Annotated in this window: 22 protein-coding genes; 15 read left to right on the top strand and 7 right to left on the bottom strand. The window is 32.2% G+C overall.

Annotated features, from left to right (window positions below; genetic code table 11):
- Nucleotides 1–165: 165 nt before the first annotated feature.
- Entirely contained in the window at nucleotides 166–1,770 is a 1,605-nt protein-coding gene (locus RTY06_RS10840; RefSeq protein ID WP_312824846.1) for a P-loop ATPase, Sll1717 family, read from the bottom strand.
- Nucleotides 1,771–1,905: 135 nt separating this feature from the next.
- A complete protein-coding gene (locus tag RTY06_RS10835; RefSeq protein WP_312824844.1) occupies nucleotides 1,906–2,220 on the bottom strand; it encodes a hypothetical protein in 315 nt (104 codons plus the stop codon).
- A 632-nt stretch (nucleotides 2,221–2,852) separates the two neighbouring features.
- On the opposite strand from RTY06_RS10835, the gene RTY06_RS10830 reads away from it, so the two are divergent.
- The 3 genes from RTY06_RS10830 to RTY06_RS10820 are packed head-to-tail and all read left to right on the top strand — an operon-like array spanning nucleotide 2,853 to nucleotide 9,706.
- Entirely contained in the window at nucleotides 2,853–5,846 is a 2,994-nt protein-coding gene (locus RTY06_RS10830) for a SusC/RagA family TonB-linked outer membrane protein (protein ID WP_312824842.1), read from the top strand.
- 4 nt (nucleotides 5,847–5,850) lie between these two features.
- On the top strand, nucleotides 5,851–7,248 hold the full coding sequence (locus RTY06_RS10825; RefSeq protein WP_312824840.1) for a RagB/SusD family nutrient uptake outer membrane protein: 1,398 nt from the start codon (nucleotides 5,851–5,853) through the stop codon (nucleotides 7,246–7,248).
- Nucleotides 7,238–9,706 (top strand): prolyl oligopeptidase family serine peptidase, encoded by a 2,469-nt coding sequence (locus tag RTY06_RS10820; RefSeq protein WP_312824838.1) that lies wholly within the window; start codon nucleotides 7,238–7,240, stop codon nucleotides 9,704–9,706. Before RTY06_RS10825 ends, RTY06_RS10820 begins: the two co-directional genes overlap by 11 nt.
- 47 nt (nucleotides 9,707–9,753) lie before the next feature.
- Here RTY06_RS10820 and RTY06_RS10815 read toward each other — a convergent pair whose 3' ends face one another.
- Genes RTY06_RS10815 through RTY06_RS10800 form a run of 4 tightly spaced genes read right to left on the bottom strand, consistent with a single transcriptional unit; the run spans nucleotide 9,754 to nucleotide 12,016 of the window.
- The gene (locus RTY06_RS10815; protein ID WP_312824836.1) at nucleotides 9,754–10,014 is read right to left on the bottom strand and encodes a DUF6520 family protein; all 261 of its coding nucleotides are present in this window, start codon (nucleotides 10,012–10,014) and stop codon (nucleotides 9,754–9,756) included.
- A gap of 23 nt (nucleotides 10,015–10,037) precedes the next feature.
- Complete coding sequence (locus RTY06_RS10810; protein ID WP_409450845.1) at nucleotides 10,038–11,546, bottom strand: MauE/DoxX family redox-associated membrane protein; 1,509 nt, start codon at nucleotides 11,544–11,546, stop codon at nucleotides 10,038–10,040.
- 15 nt (nucleotides 11,547–11,561) lie between these two features.
- On the bottom strand, nucleotides 11,562–11,762 hold the full coding sequence (locus RTY06_RS10805; RefSeq protein WP_312824832.1) for a hypothetical protein: 201 nt from the start codon (nucleotides 11,760–11,762) through the stop codon (nucleotides 11,562–11,564).
- On the bottom strand, nucleotides 11,762–12,016 hold the full coding sequence (locus tag RTY06_RS10800; protein ID WP_312824831.1) for a hypothetical protein: 255 nt from the start codon (nucleotides 12,014–12,016) through the stop codon (nucleotides 11,762–11,764). Before RTY06_RS10800 ends, RTY06_RS10805 begins: the two co-directional genes overlap by 1 nt.
- Nucleotides 12,017–12,275: 259 nt before the next feature.
- Between RTY06_RS10800 and RTY06_RS10795 the strand changes: the two genes are divergently transcribed.
- The 8 genes from RTY06_RS10795 to RTY06_RS10760 all read left to right on the top strand — a co-directional run bounded on the left by RTY06_RS10795 (nucleotide 12,276) and on the right by RTY06_RS10760 (nucleotide 19,338).
- A complete protein-coding gene (locus RTY06_RS10795) occupies nucleotides 12,276–13,985 on the top strand; it encodes an AraC family transcriptional regulator (protein ID WP_312824830.1) in 1,710 nt (569 codons plus the stop codon).
- Between the two features lie 49 nt (nucleotides 13,986–14,034).
- Nucleotides 14,035–14,880, top strand: coding sequence for an RteC domain-containing protein (locus RTY06_RS10790; RefSeq protein ID WP_312824829.1), 846 nt, complete (start codon nucleotides 14,035–14,037; stop codon nucleotides 14,878–14,880).
- A 332-nt stretch (nucleotides 14,881–15,212) separates the two neighbouring features.
- Nucleotides 15,213–15,467: a DUF3853 family protein gene (locus RTY06_RS10785; protein ID WP_312824828.1), complete on the top strand. Its 255-nt coding sequence runs from the start codon at nucleotides 15,213–15,215 to the stop codon at nucleotides 15,465–15,467.
- A gap of 3 nt (nucleotides 15,468–15,470) precedes the next feature.
- Nucleotides 15,471–16,073 carry a hypothetical protein gene (locus RTY06_RS10780; protein WP_312824827.1) on the top strand — a complete coding sequence of 201 codons (603 nt, stop codon included), beginning with the start codon at nucleotides 15,471–15,473 and terminating at the stop codon, nucleotides 16,071–16,073.
- 64 nt (nucleotides 16,074–16,137) lie between these two features.
- Nucleotides 16,138–16,344, top strand: a complete 207-nt coding sequence (locus RTY06_RS10775) for a hypothetical protein (RefSeq protein ID WP_312824826.1) — start codon at nucleotides 16,138–16,140, stop codon at nucleotides 16,342–16,344.
- Nucleotides 16,345–16,414: 70 nt separating this feature from the next.
- A complete protein-coding gene (locus RTY06_RS10770) occupies nucleotides 16,415–17,503 on the top strand; it encodes a hypothetical protein (protein ID WP_312824825.1) in 1,089 nt (362 codons plus the stop codon).
- Nucleotides 17,504–17,920: 417 nt separating this feature from the next.
- Nucleotides 17,921–18,769, top strand: coding sequence for a toprim domain-containing protein (locus tag RTY06_RS10765; RefSeq protein WP_312824824.1), 849 nt, complete (start codon nucleotides 17,921–17,923; stop codon nucleotides 18,767–18,769).
- A gap of 47 nt (nucleotides 18,770–18,816) precedes the next feature.
- Nucleotides 18,817–19,338 (top strand): AAA family ATPase, encoded by a 522-nt coding sequence (locus tag RTY06_RS10760; RefSeq protein ID WP_312824823.1) that lies wholly within the window; start codon nucleotides 18,817–18,819, stop codon nucleotides 19,336–19,338.
- 16 nt (nucleotides 19,339–19,354) lie between these two features.
- Here the strand turns inward: RTY06_RS10760 and RTY06_RS10755 are convergent, their stop codons facing one another.
- On the bottom strand, nucleotides 19,355–20,209 hold the full coding sequence (locus tag RTY06_RS10755; protein WP_312824822.1) for a GLPGLI family protein: 855 nt from the start codon (nucleotides 20,207–20,209) through the stop codon (nucleotides 19,355–19,357).
- 634 nt (nucleotides 20,210–20,843) lie between these two features.
- Here RTY06_RS10755 and RTY06_RS10750 point away from each other — a divergent pair.
- From RTY06_RS10750 to RTY06_RS10735, 4 genes are all read left to right on the top strand, one after another.
- Nucleotides 20,844–21,332 carry a hypothetical protein gene (locus RTY06_RS10750; protein WP_312824821.1) on the top strand — a complete coding sequence of 163 codons (489 nt, stop codon included), beginning with the start codon at nucleotides 20,844–20,846 and terminating at the stop codon, nucleotides 21,330–21,332.
- A gap of 312 nt (nucleotides 21,333–21,644) precedes the next feature.
- Entirely contained in the window at nucleotides 21,645–22,004 is a 360-nt protein-coding gene (locus RTY06_RS10745; RefSeq protein WP_312824820.1) for a plasmid mobilization relaxosome protein MobC, read from the top strand.
- A gap of 11 nt (nucleotides 22,005–22,015) precedes the next feature.
- On the top strand, nucleotides 22,016–23,464 hold the full coding sequence (locus RTY06_RS10740; RefSeq protein WP_312824819.1) for a relaxase/mobilization nuclease domain-containing protein: 1,449 nt from the start codon (nucleotides 22,016–22,018) through the stop codon (nucleotides 23,462–23,464).
- A 43-nt stretch (nucleotides 23,465–23,507) separates the two neighbouring features.
- Nucleotides 23,508–24,158: a ParA family protein gene (locus RTY06_RS10735; protein WP_312824818.1), complete on the top strand. Its 651-nt coding sequence runs from the start codon at nucleotides 23,508–23,510 to the stop codon at nucleotides 24,156–24,158.
- Nucleotides 24,159–24,178: the final 20 nt, after the last annotated feature.

The following is a 24,178-nucleotide window of genomic DNA, read 5'->3' as shown; positions in this document are numbered from 1 at the left end:
TAATGATGTTTAGTGCAAGATGATCCTCTAATTTTATGCGACAAAAAAATATTTATTGTATGATGATTATGAAAGACCTCATGTAACTATAAAGATACTTTTCAACTAATTAGAATTTAGATTAGTTCAAAAATAAAAAGAGATTATTTAGAATGTTATAATTATTTAACTTCTTTTTATTTTTCTTCGTCTAATTGCCTTACCTGTATTAAGTGATTTTTGCAGACCATAATGTATCGAGTATCTAACATCTTCTTTAACCTTTGGATTAATATTTGAGTAGGTTCGTTCTCTGAAAGACCAATGTATATGTGTATCATTTTCCGTATCTTCAATATAACAAATTATATTCAAGTCATATAAAAATTGAAGAAGGCTATCGCTTGACTCAAAAAAATATGGTACATTTAATTCATCCTTTTCGATATATGTTGCGAAATCTTCATATGATTTTAGATATTCATCATAAGTGAAACTTGCTTTACCATCTAAATATTCAAAAAATTTCAGAAATAATTCATAATCTTTATCTGAATGGTAGAATGCTAGATAATCTTTTATTTCACCTAATAAATAATCAGAATAATTATTTCTAAATTCTTGACTTTCAAAATCATTTTTATCTATAAGTGGAAACTTTCTACCGGCATTTATTTCCATTTTTACCTTCTCTTGTAGTAAAGTCATCATCGTTATTATATCTCTTGGTCTAAACATTGAAAATCTAAGAAAAGATACAAAGGAGTTTTCTATTTTACCATTTACAGTGGGTGTGAAGTTGAAGTAATGATTCCAACAAGTACCAAGATCAAAAGTTTCTTCTTGTTGAGAAGATAAAATATTGTCACTCAATTTAAAGATTTTTGATGTATTAAATATTGGATAGGTTGTTCGCCAATCTAATAATACACTATTATCGCGAATTTTAGTATTTAAATTTTGCAATCCTAAGTGTGAAAATATATCAGGTCTAAGTAATAAAATTACCTTTATACGTCCTTTTGAACCTTTTATATTTGCAAAAAAATCATTATTTAAGCTCCAAGTGGCATTAGCCAATCCTTTAATACATTCTAAATAATCTTCATAATCAATATTTCGGGGTCTAATATCTATGCCATCAATAAACTGGATATGGTTTTTTTCCAAATTAAGAGAACTTAAAGCTGTCTCAAATTTCCTTTGAATAAACATTAGATTAACCTGAAATTGTGATTTGTTAAAACTTTCAATTTTTTTGTCGTAACCAGAGATATTAAAATTTTTGCTTAAAATAGATGCTGCAACTTGTGATTCTTCAATAATATTTATAGCATTAATTATTTCTGGAGAAAATGCTGATTTGTAGAATTCATCAATTGCATCATTTAGTGGTTTAAATTTGGAATGAATTGAAAATAAAACGTTATCTTTTTCTGACTCTTTTATTTTAACACTGATTAGAAGATATAAAAGAACTTTCCATATATTGGTATAATCAGTTAAGTCTAAATTTTTTGATTTTTTTAAACTAATGAATTTAGAATATTCAGTTTCCCGTATATAATTGATTTTTGAATTTGTATTTTGATATTCGCTATTTGATAAATATATGGAATACGCTGTTTTACCTGTACCTTTATCTCCGATAAGAAAATAAATATTCTGATTTATTAAGGAATTTAATTCGTCAGTTTTAATAAAATATTTCTTTAGTAAATTTTTATTTTCTCTCTTTTTATAATTTTCTGCATCTGCAAAGCCTAAATTTAAATCTGTAAATATTTTCATGTTTTAGTTTTATTATACACTATCAAATATACAAAATGTTACTATTTTAAAAAATGAAATAATTTTTTTATTAGCTTATTGAAAAATTAATGGTGTATTTAGATATTTTGTTTCAATATAAAGAAATCATACTCTTTAAGATTCTTTATATGCTTTTTTGACCAATATTCCTTTACGATCTTTTCTAAATTTTAGTAACTTATTTTTATCTTCAACTCTTTTGAAAAACTCTGACATGGAAATTTCGAAATAATCGCAAATTGCAAATAGTTTGCTGCAAGTAATATTATGGTCTGTAGAAGTATAGCGTTCTAAAGCAAGATTTTTTCCAAATTCACTATAATATTCATTATTGACATCTAGCAAAGCCTTACCGCTCTCTCTATAAAGTTCTTTAATCACATCTGAAATTGCATCAGTTAGTTCTGGAATTTTTGTTTGCTTTCTCATATTAACAAATGGAGTGATAAAAAACAATCTTAACAATTACACATGTGTAAATTAATTTTGGTATATTCGCATTATGAAACATCAAATTATTGATGTAATTTTGCGAAACTTCAAAAAATATTAGAAGCCATTCGCTTAGAATCTCGGATAGAAAACTGGCACTTTTTAGCAACGAGACGATAAGCAGAAGGCTCACGACCATGGCGTGAGCTCTCTTATCTGTTGCAAGGTATGCCAGTACCTCTATCCAGTAAGTAGAGTTTCACGCCGTTTTATTTCAATGTTGTCAGATATTTTCTCTACACCCTAAGCTGCTTTCTAATATAATAACTGACTGCACGATACAATGGGGTGTACAACTCATTGCGGCTTTAAAGCTTTCACGGGACATAATTTCATTCATATTAAATGGCTTTCAGGTGCCTTGCGGTTATCTTAGGCGAAATCCTTTACCAAAGGGCACTGCGAAAGTTTTGTTTTCAAATACCTGAATCCAGAAGTAATAATAAAAAAGAAGAAATGAAATAGAATCATCCTCCGCATAAAAAAAGCTCCTCCCATAAGTTTGCAGACCCGGGAAAGAGCTAGAGTTTATTCGAGGATTTTAATAAAATTAAAACCCATACAAAACTATGAAAAAATCCTATTCTAACATAGGAAGCATCGGTCTTGTGTTTATGTTTACCGTAATATGCGGAAACATTAAAGCGCAGACCAGGACAGTGACAGGAACTGTTACTGTCGGAGACAATCAATCACCGCTTTCGGGAGTTGTGGTCTCGCAGGAAGGTAGTGATCAGGTTACTTTAACCAATTCAAAAGGTATTTATCAATTAGAAATAACAGGAGAAAATCCATCTGTCATCTTTCGGCATCCTGAATATGCGGAAAAGAAAATCGCTCTTGGCGGTAGAACAGTTATCAATCTTAAGCTGGATCAAAAGGAACAGGGCATTGAGGAAGTGGTTGTCAATGCGGGATATTATAAGGTTAAGGACAAGGAAAGGACAGGAAGTATTGCTCGGGTTTCTGCTAAAGAAATTGAAAACCAGCCTGTGACGAATGTGTTGGCATCTGCACAAGGTCGTATGTCAGGAGTAAGCGTTATGCAGAACTCTGGTACTGCTGGTGGTGGATTTGATATTCAGATCAGAGGAAAAAACAGCCTGAGATTTGATGGTAATTATCCTTTAATTATTGTTGACGGTGTACCCCTCAATGCGCAGTCCAACTCTTTAAGTACTTTATCGAATAATATTCTTTCCAAGGGAGAATCAAGTCCGCTTAATTCCATCAATCCGAATGATATTGAAAGTATGGAAGTTCTTAAGGATGCTGATGCAACGGCAATTTACGGTTCCAGAGGAGCAAATGGGGTTGTGATTATAACAACAAAAAAAGGTAAAAAGGGAAAATCTTTGCTGGAATTTAATGCCATTACTTCTGTATCAAGAACTAATAAGTTGGTAGAAATGGCCAATACTGAGCAATATCTTCAATTGAGAAGAGATGCCTATGCCAATGATGGAATCACAACCTATCCTGTAACAGCATACGATATTAATGGGAAATGGGATCAAAGCAGTAATACGGACTGGTACAGAGAATTCATTGGGAAAACTTTTATAAGCCAGCAGCAACAGCTCGCTTATTCAGGAGGATCAGAAATTGTTCAGTATTATCTGGGGTTGTCTAATTTGGAGCAGGGTAGTGCTTTTGGTCATGGTTTAAGATACAAACGTTCTGGATTTAATTTTAGCACCGTCATTACAAGCCCCGACAAGAAGCTTAAAATAAGTCCGACTATTTATTATACTAAAGAAAATAATAATCAGACAGATGCAGATCTTACCCGACAGATTTTGCTGGGTCCTGATGCTCCAATGTTATATCAGTCTGATGGTAGTCTTAATTGGGAAGGAAATACTTTTACCAATCCTCTGGCAAAACTGGAAAATAAGTATTTAAATGCTATCAAATCATTGGTAACCAATGTTAATGCATCTTATGAGATTTCAGGACATTGGGCTTTAAAATTGAATGCAGGGTATACACAAACGCAACAAAATGAATCAAGAATCAATCCCTCCTCCGCCTTCAATCCAAGTTTAGGCTATACGAGCAGTATTTCTGCACGTTATGAAGGATTGGTCTCTAAGACAAGTTGGATTGTTGAACCTCAGCTTCACTGGAATACAAAATGGAATAATCATTCTTTCAGCGCATTCCTGGGTTCTACATTTGAGGAAAGAAAAAATGATATCGTAAGATTACAGGCATCTGATTTTACTTCAAATGAATTTATAGATAATTTGTCCAATGCGAAAGTGCAGAAAATAATTGAAGATACGAATATCGACTACCGCTATACTGCTTTTTTTGGACGTTTTAATTGCAATTATTCAGGGAAATACATTTTTAATCTGACAGGTAGGAGAGATGGTTCCAGCAGATTTGGTCCGGACAAAAGATTTGCCAACTTTGGTGCTGTAGGTGCAGCCTGGTTATTTTCCGAGGAAGGCTTTATTAAGCAAAACTTAAAGTGGTTGAGCTTTGGAAAGCTGAGAGCTAGTTTAGGGACTTCCGGAAGTGATCTGATTGGAGATTATCAGTATTTGAATACTTATACAACCACATCACAAGCTTATGATGGAACAATAGGAATTTATCCTTCAAGATTATATAATCCGGATTTCAGTTGGGAGAAAACGACAAAGCTTGAGTATGCTTTAGAACTTGGATTTCTAAAAGATCGGATTAATCTTTCTGTAGGCTGGTTTAGAAACAGATCATCTAATCAATTGGTAGGAATTCCTTTGCCTGCTACTACAGGTTTTGCAACAATACAAAGTAATTTTTCTGCAAAAGTTCAGAACTCAGGAACTGAGGCGGATCTGAGTATTTCAATTTTAAGGGGACAAAATGTGAGATGGAAAATGACTGGAAACTGGACTCTTCCAGAGAGCAGGCTTTTGGAATATGATAATTTGCAATCATCATCTTATTCTTCTACTTATGAAGTGGGGCTATCATTAAACATTAAAAAGGTTTATGAACTTAAAGGGGTTAATCCAACTACAGGATTGTTTGAATTTTCTGATTTAAATGGCGATGGTAAGATAGATTCCAATGATAGAACGAAAGTGGTTGATATAGGTGTTAAAAATTTCGGTGGAGTAGGAAGTCAGGTTTCATATAAAAACTGGTCATTGGATTTTCTTTTTCAATTCGTTAAACAGAGACAATTCAATTTAGATTATAGTTTACCATTATTAGGTTCTATGTCCAACGTTCCAACCTATATGCTCGATTACTGGACTCCTGAAAATCCTAATGCACGTTTTCAACGACCCAGTACAGGTTCTAATAGCAATGCATCCAGAGCTTTTGCGCAGTATCAAGCCAGTGATGCAGTCATTGTAGATGCTTCATTTATAAGGCTGAATAATGTACAGATAGGCTACAAAGTTCCTCTGTCGGGAACTTTGATTAATGATCTGACACTACAATTGCATGCGCAGAATCTTGTGACTTTCACTAAGTACAAAGGTATTGATCCCGAAGTGCAGGGGTTATTTCTGCCTTTGGCAAAAACGTTCGCCTTTTCAGCTAATATTAAATTTTAACAAAATGAAAAATTCATATCATTATAAAAAGTATTTCTTACACTCTATTATTCTATTTTTCGGTTTCTATGTGATAAGCTGTGAGAAGTTTCTTGAAGTGGATGACCCAAACAATCAGATATCGCAATCTATGGTGTTTAAAGATAAAAGCCTTGCTTATGCAGCTTTGTCGGATGTTTATTCCAATTTAAGAGCCAATACGCTTTTAAATGGTTCGCTTTATGGGGTAGGAACATTAATGGGCTGTTATACGGATGAGCTCAATTCTGTTAGTAATCAGTCTCTGGATTTTAAAAGCTTTTTTGATCTTAGTGTCCAGCAAAATACCACTGTTGTTAATACGATCTGGGTGAATGCCTACAAGCAGATCTATGCTGTTAATAATATCATTGAAGGAGTTGAAAAAAGTACAGCTTATCTTGATCAGCAGACCGTTAATCAGATTTTGGGCGAAGCTTATTTTATACGAGGGTTCTTACACTTTTACCTGGTTAATCTTTATGGTGATGTACCGTACATCACTACTACTGATTATCTGCAAAATCAATCTGTTTTAAGACAGAGTTTAGATAATGTATATGTTCATATTGAGGAAGATTATCAGAAAGCAGATCAGTACCTGACAGACCAATATCCTACAGCCAATCGTACGAGAATTAACAGATCAGGCGTCAGATTGGCATTAGCCAGACTATATTTATACAAGCAGGAATGGGCAAAAGCCAGAATAATGGCGGATTTGATTATTCAAAATCCATTGTATACAATGGAAACGGATATTTCAAAGACGTTTTTAAAAGACAGTAAAAGCGCTGTCTGGCAATTTATGCCTTTAGAAGCAGGAGTCAATACTTTAGAAGGACAGTATTATATTTTTGTCACTTTGCCTCCGCAAAATGTCGTTTTATCTCAAAATTTATTGAATTCATTTGAACCCAATGATCAGAGAAAACTAAAATGGACAAAGGCTTTATCTAATGCCACGATGAATTATTCTTACCCCTATAAATATACCCAGAATAATAAAACTTCATCATCATTAGAATTTTCAATTGTATTGAGAGTCGAAGAGGCTTATTTAATTTTGGCTGAAGCGGAAAATGAGTTAGGAAATATTCAGACTGCAATGACCCGATTAAATCAATTGAGACAAAGAGCAGGGCTTGTTGGTCTTGATAATTTAAATCAACAGCAGATAAGAACTGCTGTGATGGATGAGCGTCGACACGAATTGTTTACTGAGTTTGGACATAGATTCTTTGATCTTAAAAGAAAAGGTCTTTTAAATATCTATATGCCAACAGTTAAATCCTCTTGGAAAAACTATATGTCTCTATTGCCCTTACCTGAAAATGAATTGATTGCCAACCCATCTCTTAAACCTCAGAATAATGGCTACTAAATTTTATGCATCATTATTGGCTTTATTGTGTTTTTGTTGCGGAGAAATTTCTGGACAAAAGGTTTTAGATGATCAAAGATTTGATAAATGGTACAAGATTGTTAATTCAGATATCAGTAATAATGGTCATTGGAGTTCATTTAATAAAATTTATGACAACTCAGAAAAAAGAATGGTTCTGTTAAATGCACAAACTAAAGACACCATCTCTTTTAAAAATGTCGTTAAAAGTTTTCTCAATAATAATCTCTTTGTAGTGCTTCAATCAGATAATAGTCTATTAATAATCAACTTAAAAACTAAAGAGAAAAAAGTAATTAAGGATGTATCTGATTTTAATTTTAAAGATGATTTTCAATATGGTTTTATCATTACACGTTCTAGCAGCCAGCTTGTTAGCATTTGTCAACCCTTTAAATCATCTAATATTGCTCAAGGGGTCACAAAAATTCAACCCCTTGATGATGACCTGTCATTGGTTTTAGGCAGTGATTTTTCTTTTATCGTTAGTTATAAGACAGGTAAGATCATAACGAGATTTGACAGTATAAAATCGCAAGAGCTGATTAATCACACACCTGATATTTCAAATAGATTATCAAAGTTTATTGTAAAAGATAGTGGAAGATTGAAGGTCTTATTCTACAATTGGAATGGAGAGAAAAGATTTGATAAATATATTGATAATAAGTTTAATGATTTTACGGGGTTTGGATTTGGTGATCATGATATGCTTATTGCATCAAGAAAAAACAAACCCATTTCCTACAAAGATAGCATTGAAAATTGGTATAGTAATGATCTAGCTTTGAAACCTAATTTCGAGGCAAGAAAAAATAGAGATTTTGAAGCATTACTGCTCAATCTCTCAACCGGGGAACAGATATCTAATGAAAGTGATCCAAATGTAAGCAATCGTTATTTGATTTTTAATGATCAGTATATTTTAGAGGTTCTGGATTTTGCCAATGGTGATTCCGATACTGAGTTTTTAATTCCTTCCATTAGGATTAGAAATGTTTATAGTCATAAAGTTGAATTTGAAGTTCAAAAAGCGAAACAATTTTATCCGGTAGGAAAAGGGGTATTGATTTACTTTGAGAATCGAGATTGGTGGATGTATAATTTACATTCCAAGAAGAAAGAAAATCTGACGAGTAAAATAAATGAAAACTTTTATCGATTTAACAGGCAAAATGAGAGCAACATCAATTCAGCAGGAGATCTGTTTTTTTCGAATAATATGAGTAAAATTTATCTAACCTCAGTTAATAATTTGTGGGAATACGATCTGAATTCTAAAACATATAAAAATATAACTAACTCTTCTGATCCGGAAGTATCCTTTAAGATATTAAATAGAGCAGTAGTGACAAGTGCACCTCTTAGATGGACTAGATATAGGAAAATCAAAGAAAATTATATTTTAATTAAGGTTAGTCATAAAGATGATATTAGAGAGGGGCTTTCTGTGTATGATGATAAGAAACTTGAAAGGATTTCAGGTTTGGATTTTTATAAGCTGGATCAATTCGTTTGTTCTACAAGTAATATTAGTTTTACTAAAGAAAATGCTAATACGCCCTATATGTTAGAAAAATACAACATCAGAGATAAAACATTGAAAGTGATTTATGAGTCCAATAAGGAAATGTTTCAGAAAGAAAAATTTCCAAAAGCAGAATTAATTGATTTTAGGGATGATGTTGGAAATACAACGTATGTAAGTGTTATTTTACCTCCGGGCTATCATCATGATAGAAAGTATCCTGCCATAGTATGTGTCTACGAAAATGAAGCAGCTTCCTACAAGACTTTTTATTTTCCCAGTGTTTTCAATCAGTCCGGATTCAACCGATCTTTGACTGCTATGGAAAATTATATTATTATTTTACCAAGGATAAAGTATATTATTAATCAACCTGGGGAATCTGCTCTTAGGTCAGTTAATAAAGCTATTGAAATAGTATCTGATTCTTTTAGTATAGATCAAAGTAAAATAGGAATAATGGGGGAATCTTTTGGAGGATTTGAAACAAATTATATCATTGCGCACTCGGGATTGTTCAAAGCAGCAATAAGTGGAGCTTCCTTATCTGATATTACAGCCTCTTATTTTTCAGTCAGTAAAACCAATTTTAGACCAAACATTTGGAAATATACAGATCAAAGTTTTAGATTTTCTGGTAATTTTTATGATAATAAAAACGTGTATTTTAATAATAATCCTGTCTTTAATGCTGATAAAATAAATACACCGCTTTTGCTGTGGGCAGGAAAAGAAGATCGGCACGTTGATTTTGAGCAAAGTATTGCAATGTTTGTAGGATTAAGAAGTCTTAAGAAACCTGTTGAACTTATGTTATTTCCACAGGAGGGGCATACACTGATGAAACCTGAAAATCAAAAGAAAGCAACGCAATATTTCTTGAATTGGTTCAACCATTATCTTAAATAGAAACTATGATAAAAATAAAGAAAGCTGCCGATAGGCAGCTCTTTTTATTATGGTCTGTAAAGAGACTCAGGGCAACTGGTTCCCTGAAGTTCTCGCAAAACGTTACCGTTGCCATCCTGACAGGCAAAAGCCGAAGGAATGGTTGAACATGCAATAAATGTATTTTCACATTTTGGATTAGCCGGATCTGAAACATCCAGCATATGTCCATCTACAATAGCACTGTTATGCGCTTTGAAACTTTGAGTTGTCAATGCTGCTCCTGTAGCTAGTAATCCTACACATACAGGTAAAATGAATTTTTTCATAATAAAGTAATTTTAGTTTTTGCCTACTCTTTTATAGGTTTTGGGCTTTCCCTAATCAATTGTTTTGATATCACTTGCGCATAGCGGTACCTTACAATTTCGCTTCCAATCAATGTATAAAAAAACTGATCGGTTGCTAACATTTGGGTCATCTTATTGTCACCGCGGTTTTCGACGTAAAAACTTCCCAGATATTCTCTTTTACTGATGTTATACATATCTACAACACTATTGTTTTTCCAGTGTTTTCTTAGTTCATATCTTCCAATTAAATTCGATTTATTAAATAAAATATCCTGCTGAACAGTGGCATATGCATTGACAATCTGTGGTGGTGCAGCCATTTTCTTAATACCATTTTTCATTTCGACCACTTTAATTTGAGGCCTTGATATTGTATCAATGGTATGATGTATCGATTTTTGACTTATGGTTTTATCAAAAACATCAAAACGGTTTTTGTAGTAATAAACATAGATCAATGACTCACTAAACGGGCTGTATAATAACTGTCCATCTGTTTCAAATAGACCATTTCCATCTAATGAGGTATCATTCAATTTTACTTGGTTATCTTCTGAAAGATTTAATATTCCTAGTGTATTTGAACCACTATGACTGCTTTTAGAACGCAAAGCGATATGATCATTGTCGACACTTTCCAAATCACTGAAATAAGCGTCGTTTTCACTAATGATCTTCATTTCAGATTGCCCTATCTGCGCTTTGTAAATTACAGGAATTTTTCCATCGTATAAAAATACATACGGAGGAGCAACTTTAATCTTAGTACTTGACCACTTGAATTTCTTATAATTTTCAGGTTTCAGTAAATACTGTTTATAAAGTTTTAAGTCTTTTGAGATTTCAGTTAGAAGAAATGGAGAAGTATAATTTCCAAGATAGATTTTATCATTATCATATCCTGCAAAATAAAATGAATTGAACTTCAAATCATAACGATCTATTTCAACCACGCCATGATGAGGAAAACGCCTGATAAAATTGTTTTCTTTTTTTATCACATATTCAGAGGTATAATACAATAATACCACTATACCACTACTAAATACCAACATAAAAAGAACTACCGAGATTGTTCTTTTTATGTTAATATTTCTGTCCTTTTCTACTATAAAATAGGAGATTATGGCAATAAAAATACAGCCCATGTTGAAAATTAGATGTGTATTCCAATCCATTTTTTCCAAAATACCGCCACAAGAACAAGGTATAAATTCACTATAATTCAAAATAATATAAATGTAAGCTGTAAATGCTCCCATCAGTCCTATTGAGGAATACAATCCAAGCCTGCGAGTGGTAGGTATAGCTAGTAAAAAAGAAATCACTATTTCAATTACTATAGTGAAATAGGACACAATTCCTGCATAAGCACTTAACAGTGGTGATTGCCCTATTTGTATTTGAAAATTTTCAAAATCTAATATCTTACTAATGCTGGCGTAGCAAAATAGCAGTATAAAGAAGTAACAGGTGAATTCAACGAATATTATCCCTAATTTTTTCATGGTTATGTTTTAATTTTAACCTGGTTTTAGCAAAATCCATTTTACTTTCTTTCCACAGTATAAAGGCATTGATTCTCCTTTGGAGACGTACACTATTGTGCTGATTGTACCACTGGATTCCCATTCACCACTAGCTGTACATGTCTTTCCTGATTCAATGATAATTTGCTTGCGTATTTGTTTGTCATGCTTTTCATTTTTTGATGATTCAGCCATTATTTAATACTATCATTCTGGATTCTCCAATGTGATTTATCTTTCCTCGGCTCATCATCATCTCCTGTTTCAATATTATTTGAAGAGGGATTTTCAGGAGCTGTGTCATTTTCAGATCTGGAATATATCTTCTCCGAAGTACTTGTTGTTTTTGGTAGAATTTCATTTTCAGAATCTATATTAAGATCTGATCTTTCACATGATTGCAGAACTACTGCCGTAATTAAACTTAATATTGAGATATACTTTTTCATAGAATTTTAATGATTTTAAAAAGTTATCCCGGCCGGTTTTTGATCGAATTCGTTAAGCGAAAATACTTGGCTTGTATCGATAAACAAAGGGAATATCGTGACAAGAGATATTTAATTACGTGATAAAAGATACTTTGTCACTTGTGTTTTTGTCTGTAATTAACTGGTAAACAATTAATTATTTTAGAATCGAGTATTCGGCGATCACAGAGGACGTTTGCTCTGTACATTTTTTTTTTAAATTTGATGTAACAACACCATGAAAATCTTCAACAAATTTCTTTTATTATTACTGTTTTTCACATTCTGTAATTTTCAAAGTCAGGATGTTAAGAAGTACACCTATTCAGAGCTCAATAAACTTTTCGATGACTATCCTGAAAATGATAGCCGTGCAATGATCTTTGTCAATTTATATATTGACAAGGCTAAAAAAGAAAAAGAACTATCAAAGCTCATAGCCGGCTATGAGGAAGCGGTCTATTATAATCGTTCGGTAGAAAGAAAGATAAAATATGCGGATAGTGCTGTTGCTGTAGCTCTTGAAACCAACAATGGAGACAGAATCTCGATGGCGTATTTAAAACGAGGAATTATCTACTACTACAATGAAAGGAATTACAACAAAGCGTTACAAGAATATTTGACTGCATTTAAGTATTCAAAGAATACAGAAGATCATTATCTGTATCATAAAATATTATATCACTTAGGAATTGTTAAATGTTATTTAGGCTTTTATCAGGAAGCGGCAATGCATTTCAGTGAAACAGCTTCTTACTACGAAAAAGAGGCTTCTCGCAAATTACACCCTAATTTAAGACTGAACAATGAACATGGCTATCTAAACAGTATTTACAGGTTAAGTTCGTGCTACAGAAATCTAAAATTTTATAAGAAAGAAGATTCTCTGATTCAGATCGGCTTTGAAAGAGTCCAAAATTCTAAGCAATTTGCTCTCGAACTGGCCTATTTTCAGAAAGCAAAAGGTATTCAAAGTATAAGAAAGAAACAATCTTCTCTGGCTTATCAATATTTGAAAAGCTCAGAGAGAACTTTAAAGAATGAAGACGATTTTGTATCACTGGCGACAGTGTACTTTTATCTTGGAAAATTAAATTTTAACAATGACGACCAAAAGAGTGCTTTGCTATATTTTAGCAAGGTTGATTCAATTCTCAATAAATTTAATTTTGTTACTCCGGAAGTCGTCAATAATTATAAGTACCTCATCCAATATGCAAAAGAAAAGGGAGATGACCATCTTCAGCTTTATTATACCAATAAACTATTGAGAGCGGATTCTATCATTTCCTCGGACTTTTCTACATTATCTACAAGAATCTATAGTGAATATCAGGTTGATAAATTAAATCAGAGCCGGGATAAGCTTATCAGAAAACATAATTGGGAAAGTTCTTTTCTTAGTTTGATCATAATTTGTGTGTTGTTAATATTTTTTTACTTTTTATTTCGTCACAGACAAAGGCAAAAAATTCTAACAAAAAAATACGATGATCTTTTAGAAAAAATAAAGAATAATGATTTAGCAGATAAGGAGCCAAGAGTACTTAATGAAAATGTAATTAAAAGTATTTACAGTGACGAAACTATTGATGAGATCAGAAAAAATCTACAGATTTTTGAGGACAAAAAACAATTTCTAGATAAAGATCTCAAATTACCGGATGTTGCAAGATTGATAAAAAGTCACAGATCAGCATTATCATTTGTTTTAAATGAACATATGAATACTTCTTTTACCCAATACATTAAGATCTTAAGGATTAATTACATCACCAAAAAGATGATGGAAGACAAGATCTACTTGAAATATAGTATGGATACGTTGGCTTCAGAATGTGGAATGAAGAATAGGAATGTTTTTTCAAATCATTTTTTAGAAATTAATGGAATTAGACCTACTGATTTCGTTAAGAAAAGGCTTCAGGAAAGGGAAAACAACTGAATTTTATTTTTTTTAGCCCGATTTTTACGTAAATAAAAAAATAAGACGTATGAACGGAAAACTTTTCAGAAAGAAGGTCGATCAGCTATGGAGTAATCTCATGGCAAATGTAGAGCAGATCAACAGAGGTGAAAATGATATTATCGGTCGGGCTGAGGAAATTTTAATGGAAACAGATGCTGCAATAAGGCAATTGAAGATTATTTTACGACAATATCAATTTGCAGATTGGAGTGAAGAGATTTATTTTTTCAAAAATACTAAGCCACAGTTTGTGGCGATGTATATCTATTACTCGAAGATTCTATCAATAGAGGCATCAAAACCTTTTGCCGACCTCGATGCATTGAAATCATACTATCAGAACGAAAGAAATAACCTTTTATATTTTTACAACGAGCAGAAAGATTTTATTAGTTACTACCGTAGAAAATCGACTTTTTTAGATAAAAAGTACTTTATGCGTTTTAAGTTCGATTTTAAATTAAAGCTAAGTCCGGAATTGTACAGCTATGATGAGGAATTTTCAACATCTCATGATCATTTGGTTTCTCAGATTATTGCCAATGATTTAATGGATCAGTACTTAACGAATAAAATTAATTCGAACCACAATGCAGAGACTCCAATAAGCCAGATTAAAAGTTTGGAGTGGACAGCTCCCAAAGTGGCCTTGACTGAATTACTGTATGCTCTTTATCAAAGTAATTGTTTCAATGGCGGTCATGCTGACCTAGCTGAAGTTTTCAGATGGGCGGAACATTCGCTTGATATCAATTTGGGGAACTATCATAAAACCCTCGCTGAAATCAGATTGAGAAAAACAGACCGATCCAAGTTTCTCACCTTGCTTCAGCAAAATCTTAATCAATATATTGATGATCTTGATAGGTGATGTAGAAAAACTATTCTAATTTTTACTTTTAGAATCATCCTGAATTTCTGTTCCGATTTGAATTTCTCGGTAGTAACGAAGAACTACCGAAAGTTATTGGTATGCATTATTTAGAGTTCTTGAAGATAAGAATAACCCTCTTTTTATCCATTATCAACACTAATTCTCTTGTCAAATTTTTATTCAATGGGTTAAAAAAAACTTTCGGTAGTACCGAAGAACTACCGAAAAAACTTTGAGGTAATGAGGAACTTTGTCAGACAATCTTGATGTTGAGATTGTCAATTTCATCAACGATTACGTAGTTACTAAATGATAAAAAATAAAAGTTTATGAAAAATATTGATCCTAAAACACCGATCTCACAATTGACAGTGGAAGAATTCTTAGAGATTTCAAAAAGCTTTGCTACTCAGAAAAAGTATGAATATGGACTGAAAGGTCTGGCGAAAATTTTAGGCTGTTCTGTTTCTAAAGCTTCAGAGGTGAAATCATCAGGTATATTGGATAAAGCGATTATACAAAATGGCAATCTTATCATTATCAATATAGAAATGGCATTAAAGCTTTTCGGGAAAAAGAAATAAAAAATGTATTACCTTGAAATGATTCAGCGTTTTTGGGAATTTAATAAGGCAGCAAAAATAACTCCGACAGAAGTTTTTCTGTATTTGTATCTATTGAAAATTGGATATGACAACAATCGATATGATTTCAAGATTTCTGATATGGAATTGGGATCTGAATTAGGACTGGCAAGAGGTACAATAAGATCGACAAAGGAAAAGCTTAAAGATAGAGGTCTTGTAAAATTTCAAACTTCTAATTCTCATCCCTGCCATTATCGCTTAGTACTGGATTATCCCTTTTTTATTGAACCAGCGGAAAAAAAAGAAATACAGAATTCTACTGCCCAGAAACTTCCTCCTCAGATTGAAAATCAAAATAAGGAAAATGGGAATATTCCTTCCTGGGAGGAATTTATAGGATATGCAGAAACATTGGAAGGCTATGAATCAAAAATGGGGTTGCTTATTAGGAAAAAATATGAAAGCTGGATTAGTAAAGGATGGAAAAATTCTTCAGATCGCCGAATTATTAACTGGAAATCGACACTGAAAAGCCTACTTCCTTACATTAAAAAACTCCAAGGAAGATATCGCAGAGTCGTTACAAGACATTCCAAATATTAAGCGGCCTAACTCTTAATCAGTATTAATTAAATCAAACTACAAATAACCATGAAAAAAAAAAGAAATGACAATATCCGATTTAAAACTTGGACAAAAAGTAAGCATCAATGGTATGATTGTAATATACAGAGGAATTCAAAAAGTACGCATTCCTCATTTAGGGAAAGTGGAAAAAAGAGTATTTCAGGGAGAAGGAATTAATATTTTCAAATATTACAGTTTAGCTGACGGATCAAAAACTCTTAAGAGCGAAAAAATAAAGTTGCTTTAGTTCTGCTCATCGATTTTTGAAATGTATTTAAAATAAATCTTGCGAAAGCTTAAGCAAAAGTATGGCTGATATGGATAAGGATTTAAGGTTAATCCGGAAAAAATTTGAAGATAAAAGCGAAGTTGTTCATGACAGAATACGAATCGGAAATCGCTTTGTCGATGACTTTATTTTCGATGACAATGAAGCCGCTGATATTCCAATTAATGCGCTGCGAGTTATTTTTAACATCATCTCCATTATTGGTAATGAACAGTTTCGTCCAGAAGACAGACCTAAGCAACTATCTCTGTTCGATGAAGAATTTGAGACCGAAAACAACATTTTTGCTTCTATCAAAATAAGAAACAGCAAAATTTCTCCAAGCGGTTCAACACAACAAGTGATTAGTGCTTATGAGTTTCTTACACGATTTAAAATGGGCTGGTACAAGTCGATAAACTCAAAAGGAAAAGAAATAAAAACTTTCGGAGGATTGATTTCCACTCCGAGTTACGATAAAAGAGGTTATACTACATTTTTAGTCAGCAGCTATTGGCTTAAAAAATTGTTAGTAATACCTGAATACAACTATGTTTTGTACAATTTGGTATATAACGTAAGAAACAATAAACACATCATTTTTGCCATTTGGCTTTCTAAATTACCTGAAAGCGGAACTGTTCTGAAGTTGTCTACATTGAATAAAAAGTTTAATCTCAATTATAAAACAGCCAATGATTTCTGTTTTAAATTTCTAAAACTCGCAAGAATAGCTCTTGATCAGTATAATAGCTTGTCTTTTAATTACAGATGCAAAGCAGATTCTATTTTCATCATTCCTTATCAAACTAAAATCAACTCTGATGTTCCAATTGCTGAAAAACAAAGTAAACCATCTGAAATAGCGAGAAGACTAAGCTATTTTCGGAAAAGGTTTGGTTTACAGGAATCTGAAATGAACCAATTCTTTCATCAATACCGGAATATTCCGCAGACCCGCATATTGATAGAGAAAGCTTTTACAAGGTTCATTAAAATATGCAGATTGAAAAGAATACAGTCTACTGTATTTCAAGGAACAGATTTTTTACAAGAGATTCAGCGATTAGTTATTGAAATTTATCAGGATAGCAGAACAGGAAAATTGATTCCTAACGGTTATCCGATCATCCTTTGAAATCGGAATTGCACTCATTTAGATTTCGGAATTGCGGTAGTTGGTGTTAAGTAAATCTTAAAAACATAAGCGTTTTAGCTTCTGTTTTCGGAATTGCGCTCATTTCAAAATTTGGAGAAAGGGCTAAACCCCAGATTATTTGTAGAATTGAGTATAACTTCAATAATTAATAAACATTAAAAAAATGAATTCGGATTTGCACTCATGTCAAAATTGGACTTTTCTCGGAATTACGCTCATTTCTGTTTCGGAATTAAACTCATCTCAAAGTCGGAATTGCACTCTTTTAAAAAGTATACGTAAACTGTTGTGGTAAGTCGATATAGCGAGTTGGTAAAAGTACATTAAAAGTAGATAAAAGTTTTTTTATCTAAAAGGAAAAACGGAGATGAAAAATTTGCTTTAAAAAGAAAAAAAATGAATTGCGAAGAAGTTAAACAAAAAATAGGTATCAGAACAGTTATGGAATCGTTCAATTTACTTCCGTCAAAAGATAATCACAGGTCAGCTTTTTACTTTGCAATTGACAGAGAGGAGAGGACGCCCAGTTTTTCTGTGGATTTTGTGAAAAACAATGCATTTGATTTCGGAACAGGCAAAAGTTATGATGTGATTTCAATTGTACAGCAAATGAAAAAATGTTCTGTTTCTGAGGCTTTGAAATATCTTGAAAAGTTTGATTTTTCTACAACGAATGAAATTCAGAATGTTCAAGAAAAGCAAGAAATTGAATATGAAATTCTTAAAGTCAATAGCATTAGACACTTAGCGTTGATTCAGTATTTAATATCGCGAAAGGTTTATGAGCAAAAAGATTTAGTCAAAGAAGTCCATTACAAAATGTATGGTAAAAAGTATTTTGGAATAGGCTTTTTGAATAATTCTGGCGGTTTTGAGATACGAAATAAATATTCTAAGATATGTTTGGGTAGGAAAGATGTTACGTTACTTAAGAATCAAAATAACAATTTTACTGAGATTGTTATTTTTGAGGGATTTTTTGATTACCTAACTTACAGAAATTTGGAAAAGGAACAAAGCTCAGATTATCTCATTCTTAATTCTACTTCGATGCTTTTTAAAGTCGAATGTGAATTGGATCAATATGATAAAATCTCATTGTTTTTAGATAATGATAGTGATGGAAAAGATGCTGCAATTAAAATTCAAAATCAATTTAGTAATGTGGAAAATTGCTCTATGGTTTATAAAAATTTTAATGATTTGAATGAATGGTATTGTGAACAAAAAAGTGAATTTCCATAGTGCTAATTATTGTCTAAATTTGAGAGTCGACATCAAAATCTTTTATTATGCGAATAGCTTTTACAGGTTCACATAGAGTCGGAAAAACAACTTTGGCAGAAGAGATTGCAGAAAGTTTACCTGATTATGAATTTATAATTGAGCCTTACTTACAACTTGAGGAAGAAGGATATTTGTTTTCAGAAATACCGACGTTGGAAGATTATATGGAGCAATTCAATTTTTCTGTAGAACAACTGCAAAATAGTGATGACAATGTGATTTTTGACCGTTGTCCATTAGACTTATTAGCATACATTTATTCGGTAGGAAAAAAGAAAAATATATCCGCTCTCTATGAAAAAATGACCACGGCAATTGCTGAAATTGACCTTTTGATTTTTGTTCCCATAGAAAAAGTAGATGTAATTTCCTATCAGGAATCAGACTTACCAAATCTAAGACGCGAAGTGGATGATAGTCTAGAAAACTGGATTGGAGATTTTAGCAATGAAATTCTGGAAGTAAGCGGAACTTTAGAGAACAGGAAAAAGCAAGTATTGGATAAGATACTTGATATGGAAAAATAGAATTTTACCTCTGTCTTTATTTGGAAAGGTCTTTCTCTATAAAATTATTGAATTTCGCTAATAAATTTTCTGCTGCATTTTCTTTGTTCCTTATTAATTCCTGCTTTGTCATTGGACTTCCAGTGTTTGAATTAAACAAAATTGTTTCTGACAATTCCGAAGAGCTGTGCATTAGTTTAATGTTTTTTGCAGGATCTTGTATATATTCATTCCAAAGTTGATTGAATCTTTCTTTTGTAATAAAAATCTCTTTTGTCTTTGAATCTATAAGCGAAGGTGTATAATCGAGTTTCTGACTACCCACTAAATTAAAAATATGAGTTTTTCCCTCATCTTCGATATTTAATATTAATCCAGGCAAACCACAAAACTTATACGGTCCGTCTTGGATCTGAATATTATTAGTAAACCACGCAATCCAATTTCTTCCTCCAAATTGAGTTGTTGATTTCTGAGCTTTGAAGCCTTCTATACTTTTTGTTTCCGGAAGAATAGTCCAATTCATTTTCTTCGTTTCTTTAACAGCGACATTACTTGCATTAAGTGAAGTGTGATAAACTGTTTCCAGACTCGGATAGGTTTTGGAAACTCTAAAATTAGCTTTTGGATGATTGATTTTTCGAAAATCAATACTAATGGAATTTGACATTTTTCCCTTTTCAACTTCAGCTTTGAAAAGAGAATCTCGCATAATCAGCAAAGCACTGTAAAAGTAAGAACCATCTTTTGTAATATCAAGATTCATAATTTCCTTGTCAACATTTTCTTTATTTAATGAATCCAGCTTGAATGAATATTCATAAGTAAATCTTTGATTTTGAGAAAATAGAATTCCTGATATGAATAGGAAAAGAGCGAGGATGATTTTCATTTTTATTAGTGATAGTTTTGAATTTATAGAAGATTTCTAATGTTCTTCAAATATAAATAATGTTTCTCACAAAGGGTTTATGATGTTTTGATTACTCAATATCAAATTTGTATAATCAAATCAAATGAGTGTATAAATTTTGTACGGTCAAATTGAAAATGGGTATAAATTTTATACAGTCAGCTTGCAAAAGGTGTATAAAATAGATACACCTTAATTGTAAACGTGTATAAAAAAGATGCAGGTTAAGAATCTGTTATTTTCATTCTTTTTTCTTTCTAAAGCAGAAATTCTAAAAAATGTTTCATTTTCAATATAATACATGGTTTTTTCAGAACTCTGAAAAATTGAACTTTTATACAGCAAGATGTGTCTTTGTATATACAAGACTCTCTTGCCTTTTTTGCAAAAAGGGGAAAAAACTGCGGAACTTGTTTTTTTGTTTTCCTTGAAATCAGGTTTAAGATTCCAGATTAATACAATTTATTCCTTATTAATTTTCAAATATTCTATACTCATCCAGTCGCTTCTTATTTAGCCCAACTACGATTAAAACTATTGTTTTCAAAGTTTTGATGTCTCAATTTTGCAATAGAAATTTATCAAAAGAATGAAAACATTAATTTATTTTTTTATGTCCTTTCTTTCAATATCGGTAATAGGACAAGTCGGAATTAATACTCAAATTCCCCAAGCAACCTTAGATGTTGTAGGAAAGCCCAACGATACTTCTCATTATGATGGAATAATACCTCCTCGAATTACAGGAAATCAGCTGGCCGCTAAAACATATTCGTCTGCTAAAGAAGGAGCAGTTGTTTTTGTAACTTCTGTGCCTAGTAATTTAGTCGGTCAAGTTATCAATATTAAAGAGTCCGGATTATATTACTTTGATGGTACTATTTGGCAACCGTTTTCTAAAGAAAAGAATCCCATCGAATATCATATTTTATTAACATTTGATCCAACAAGCACATCCGGGCTCACAGCAACTTCCACGTGGTCTACTGTGGTTAATAAATGGGGAAATACCAACGCTTATTTAACATCTTCCAAATCCTACACCATCGGAACTCAAAATTTTGGAGGTTTAAAAGGCAACGTGTCATTCAGAAAGATTTAAGGGATAGTAAATGTCCGCTTTCAGATTTATAGATCCTCCAATTCTGCACCTATTACAGGAAATGCTTTTATAGGCATTGGAGATATATACAGTGATATCGGTTATATACCCAATCAGATTGTTTTATTGCATACAGAAAACTCAACCCAATATTTTTCTGCACTATTAGAAAATTACGCCATACAAATTCCCCAGACGTCTTTAAATGCAATGTCAACAATATATTATACATATGGTGAAGTTCAAGGATATTCTAATTGGCGACAACCATATTTACCATAGTTTCAAATAAAGTAATTGAACTTATTAGAAATGGAAAACGATAGAAAAAAAGATACAATTATCCTTAGAGTGCAAAAAACTCAAAAAGAGAAGTGGAAAAAAATCTGTCAGGAAAAGAAAATCTCAATAACGAGTTTGATTGTTAATTCTGTAGAAGAAAGAATGATGGACGATGAGAGAAGAAAAGTATTATCGTTCATTGAAAAACAGGACAATGTCTTCGTCAAGATAGAGACAAATATTAATCAAGTTGCCAAAATTGTCAATATCCAAAAATCTATTAGTCCTAAAAATTTAAATGATTTTTTGGAAAGGCTTTCAGAAATAACAACACTGAAACAAGAGCAAAATAAAATATTTGAAAATATTTATGCCTTGTTGTCAAAGTGATTGTAAAAATAATGGATCCGGCAGGTTCCGATTTTCCAGGAGTAAATTATAATGATAAAAAGATCGAAAAAGAAAAAGGAGAACTGATGATGATGAAAAACTTTCCATCCTTCATCAATGAAAATAGTGATAAACAGCAGGTAAGAGATTATTTGAAAGCTGTTTCATCAGTAAATAAAAAAATGCTTAAACCACAATTTCATGCGACAATCTCAACAAAGTTTAGAGAACATTCTAAGGAAGAACTTAGCAAGATTGCTGAAGACTTTATGATTGAAATGGGATACGGGGAACAGCCATTTATTGTGGTTTTTCATAATGATACAGAGAACAATCACATTCATATCGTTACGACCCGCGTAGATAACCAGACTGGAAAGAAGATCAATGACAGCTATGAGAAACTGAAAGCTCAAAAGGCGTTGAGTAATACTTTGGAAAAGCTGTACGGAATCAAGTCAGAAGAAGAATTTAACAAGTTGCTGAATTACAAAATAAGTTCGATCAATCAGTTTGAAACTCTGATTGAGAGAAGTGGTTTTAAGTTGAGCAAAAACACAAATGATGAAAAATTTTTAACCATTTTAAAAAACGGAGTGATCCAACGAATAGTATCAGGAACCCAACTTGTTTATCATAATAAGAAAAATGAAAAACGGACAGGGCAGTTGAAAGCCATTTTTTCAAAGTATAAAAGTATTTACTCCAACAAGGTTTTCAAAGTTGAAGATTTTAGAAAACAGGAGGCAATGCTTCCCGAAGAAAAGAAAAAAGATGATTGGACACCGAAAATTGAATTCGAAAGTGAACTTCAGAAGAAGCTGAGAGATGTTTTTGGAATCGACATCGTTTTCCATCATAAAAGTGACATTCGACCTTTTGGTTACACCATCATTGATCATAAAAGTGGAGCAGTCTACAAAGGAAGTGATATTATGAAAATGAATAAATTGTTTGACTTCACTTCAGAGAAAATGGATAAGAAATGGTTTGAAAGCTTAAAGGATTACAATATTCCAAATGAGGCAAGCAAAATATTGCTGCTGAATTTTTTCAATACCAAATATCCGGAACTCGAAATCAAGGAGTTTATGCTTTTTGAAAATAAAAAACAAAAAAGTAAGGAAACATTCAATCCTATCAGAGCTGATGTAAAAGAATATCTAAAAACCCAAAATGAAGAAGATATCAGCATTGTAAAATCGGAGGATGGAAAATATTACGTCATTCACTCGAGACAACATTATATAGGTGAATTGGAATCGATGATTGGTGAAAAACAATATCAGAAATTTCTAAATCCTCGATTGGAAACAATACAGGAAAAGGAAAGTAAAGAAGGACAAGAATTTAAAACGGCCATCAGTGAACTGCTTTTTGAACTGATGAAAAGTTCCGGTAATTCTAAAGATCCGGCAGAAAATGAATTGAAGAGGAGAAAGAAAAAAAGAGGGAAATAATATGAATTCTGGTTTTTGAAAATCTATAGTCAATTATAAAATTATGATAATCACATTTGCAACGCAAAAAGGAGGAACTGGTAAAACAACATTGGCAATAGCTTTTGCTAATTATGTTTCTGTCAATTCAAAAAGAAAGGTCAATGTATTTGATTTCGATTTTCAGAAGTCATTTTATCATAAATGGAAAGAAGACGAATTACTAGAAATCCCCAAACTGTACGATGTACAGATCATAGATGAAGAGAATGAACAACCTTTCACTGATTTTGAGACTTTAATCGAATTAAAAGAAAGTGAAGAGCTCAACATATTTGATCTTGCAGGAACATTGGATGTTAAATATAGTGACCTGCTTGTTTACAGTGATGTAATTGTTATCCCTTTTGAATACTCCAATGTCTCTGCGAAATCAACTTTGGTGTTCATTAATTTTTTGGGGCTATTGGAAAGTCAGGCTGAAAGGATATTCATTCGCTCGAAATATGATAAAGGCTTTAAATACCTGAATCAGGATGGGATGGATGCAGAAATCAGCAGATATGGAATCTTATTGAAAAGCCCTGTATTCAAAAGGAATTGTCTACAGGTAATTGACACAAGGAAGCTTACTTATGAACAAAAATATGCTGTAAGAAATCCATTCACAGAATTAATAGAGCACATCAACAAATGCTTTGAAATTACTTTATAACTATAAACACTGTACTCACG

The sequence above is a fragment of the Epilithonimonas sp. genome, assembly GCF_032055105.1.
GTDB lineage: Bacteria > Bacteroidota > Bacteroidia > Flavobacteriales > Weeksellaceae > Epilithonimonas.
This window is presented reverse-complemented; position numbering and strand designations above follow the sequence as displayed.

What these genes read in the sequence shown, in the direction of transcription:
- RTY06_RS10840 (WP_312824846.1), bottom strand. Translation starts at nt 1,770, where the DNA reads ATGAAAATATTTACAGATTTAAATTTAGGCTTTGCAGATGCAGAAAAT.
- RTY06_RS10835 (WP_312824844.1), bottom strand. Translation starts at nt 2,220, where the DNA reads ATGAGAAAGCAAACAAAAATTCCAGAACTAACTGATGCAATTTCAGAT.
- RTY06_RS10830 (WP_312824842.1), top strand. Translation starts at nt 2,853, where the DNA reads ATGAAAAAATCCTATTCTAACATAGGAAGCATCGGTCTTGTGTTTATG.
- RTY06_RS10825 (WP_312824840.1), top strand. Translation starts at nt 5,851, where the DNA reads ATGAAAAATTCATATCATTATAAAAAGTATTTCTTACACTCTATTATT.
- RTY06_RS10820 (WP_312824838.1), top strand. Translation starts at nt 7,238, where the DNA reads ATGGCTACTAAATTTTATGCATCATTATTGGCTTTATTGTGTTTTTGT.
- RTY06_RS10815 (WP_312824836.1), bottom strand. Translation starts at nt 10,014, where the DNA reads ATGAAAAAATTCATTTTACCTGTATGTGTAGGATTACTAGCTACAGGA.
- RTY06_RS10810 (WP_409450845.1), bottom strand. Translation starts at nt 11,546, where the DNA reads ATGAAAAAATTAGGGATAATATTCGTTGAATTCACCTGTTACTTCTTT.
- RTY06_RS10805 (WP_312824832.1), bottom strand. Translation starts at nt 11,762, where the DNA reads ATGGCTGAATCATCAAAAAATGAAAAGCATGACAAACAAATACGCAAG.
- RTY06_RS10800 (WP_312824831.1), bottom strand. Translation starts at nt 12,016, where the DNA reads ATGAAAAAGTATATCTCAATATTAAGTTTAATTACGGCAGTAGTTCTG.
- RTY06_RS10795 (WP_312824830.1), top strand. Translation starts at nt 12,276, where the DNA reads ATGAAAATCTTCAACAAATTTCTTTTATTATTACTGTTTTTCACATTC.
- RTY06_RS10790 (WP_312824829.1), top strand. Translation starts at nt 14,035, where the DNA reads ATGAACGGAAAACTTTTCAGAAAGAAGGTCGATCAGCTATGGAGTAAT.
- RTY06_RS10785 (WP_312824828.1), top strand. Translation starts at nt 15,213, where the DNA reads ATGAAAAATATTGATCCTAAAACACCGATCTCACAATTGACAGTGGAA.
- RTY06_RS10780 (WP_312824827.1), top strand. Translation starts at nt 15,471, where the DNA reads ATGTATTACCTTGAAATGATTCAGCGTTTTTGGGAATTTAATAAGGCA.
- RTY06_RS10775 (WP_312824826.1), top strand. Translation starts at nt 16,138, where the DNA reads ATGACAATATCCGATTTAAAACTTGGACAAAAAGTAAGCATCAATGGT.
- RTY06_RS10770 (WP_312824825.1), top strand. Translation starts at nt 16,415, where the DNA reads ATGGATAAGGATTTAAGGTTAATCCGGAAAAAATTTGAAGATAAAAGC.
- RTY06_RS10765 (WP_312824824.1), top strand. Translation starts at nt 17,921, where the DNA reads ATGAATTGCGAAGAAGTTAAACAAAAAATAGGTATCAGAACAGTTATG.
- RTY06_RS10760 (WP_312824823.1), top strand. Translation starts at nt 18,817, where the DNA reads ATGCGAATAGCTTTTACAGGTTCACATAGAGTCGGAAAAACAACTTTG.
- RTY06_RS10755 (WP_312824822.1), bottom strand. Translation starts at nt 20,209, where the DNA reads ATGAAAATCATCCTCGCTCTTTTCCTATTCATATCAGGAATTCTATTT.
- RTY06_RS10750 (WP_312824821.1), top strand. Translation starts at nt 20,844, where the DNA reads ATGTCCTTTCTTTCAATATCGGTAATAGGACAAGTCGGAATTAATACT.
- RTY06_RS10745 (WP_312824820.1), top strand. Translation starts at nt 21,645, where the DNA reads ATGGAAAACGATAGAAAAAAAGATACAATTATCCTTAGAGTGCAAAAA.
- RTY06_RS10740 (WP_312824819.1), top strand. Translation starts at nt 22,016, where the DNA reads ATGGATCCGGCAGGTTCCGATTTTCCAGGAGTAAATTATAATGATAAA.
- RTY06_RS10735 (WP_312824818.1), top strand. Translation starts at nt 23,508, where the DNA reads ATGATAATCACATTTGCAACGCAAAAAGGAGGAACTGGTAAAACAACA.